The organism is Methanoplanus limicola DSM 2279 (assembly GCF_000243255.1).
GTDB lineage: Archaea > Halobacteriota > Methanomicrobia > Methanomicrobiales > Methanomicrobiaceae > Methanoplanus > Methanoplanus limicola.
Genome location: NZ_CM001436.1, coordinates 2,332,912 through 2,333,919 on the forward strand (window position 1 = coordinate 2,332,912; position 1,008 = coordinate 2,333,919).

The following is a 1,008-nucleotide window of genomic DNA, read 5'->3' on the forward strand; positions in this document are numbered from 1 at the left end:
CTTCTCTTCCCTCTTCTCTTCCCTCTTCTCTTCCTCTCTTTTCTCCTCTCTCCTCAGCTGCCTGCATCCTGAGATCAACCTCGATTATCTCGGTTATTCTCTCTTCATATGCCCTTCTGCTCTCTTCATCTTCACTCATATCACGTAAGCGTTCATACGCCTTCGCGACTTTGGGTTCAGCTTCTGCGGCCATTATTAATTCCTCCTTTGTTGCTGCATTAAGAAACATCAGCCACGGTATTTCCGGATTCTTCTTATGTTATGCTTTCTGAAAAATCTGAGGGCCGGAGGATAGTGATAGTATTCCGGGTAAAGGGGAGGTTTTGAAAAATATAGATTCCCGGCGAAAACTCAGGGTTAAGGTTAATTCCCGGTTCTCATTCAGATTCGTTTTTTTGTTCTGTTTCGGGTTCAGCTTTAACTTCAGATCTGAGCTGAGCTATTTTTTCTGCCGGAAGTTCGGTCACTTTAATTATGGTCTCGTCATCCATTCCAAGTGAGATCATTTTTTTGGCGTTATGAATGATTCCTACCTCTATTCCCTCTTCTCTTCCCTCTTCTCTTCCCTCTTCTCTTCCCTCTTCTCTTCCCTCTTCTCTTCCCCTCTTTTCTCCTCTCTCCTCAGCTGCATGCATCCTGAGATCGACCTCGATTATCTCGGTTATTCTCTCTTCATATGCCCTTCTGCTCTCTTCATCTTCACTCATATCACGTAAGCGTTCATACGCCTTCGCGACTTTGGGTTCAGCTTCTGCGGCCATTATTAATTCCTCCTTTGTTGCTGCATTAAGAAACATCAGCCACGGTATTTCCGGATTTATCTTATGTTATGCTTTCTGAAAAATCTGATGGGCCGGGTGGGTATTGATAGTGTTGGGGGAGAAGTGATATTTTAAAAAATATTGATTCCCGGCGAAAACTCAGGGTTAAGGTTAATTCCCGGTTCTCATTCAGATTCGTTTTTTTGTTCTGTTTCGGGTTCAGCTTTAACTTCAGATCTGAGCTGAG

Annotated in this window: 2 pseudogenes; both read right to left on the bottom strand. The window is 43.6% G+C overall.

What is annotated here, in order from left to right:
- Positions 1 to 229: pseudogene (locus tag METLIM_RS10930) on the bottom strand (Rpn family recombination-promoting nuclease/putative transposase); the annotation flags it as partial.
- A 148-nt stretch (positions 230 to 377) separates the two neighbouring features.
- Positions 378 to 827, bottom strand: a pseudogene (locus tag METLIM_RS10935) (Rpn family recombination-promoting nuclease/putative transposase); the annotation flags it as partial.
- Between the last annotated feature and the right edge of the window lie 181 nt (positions 828 to 1,008).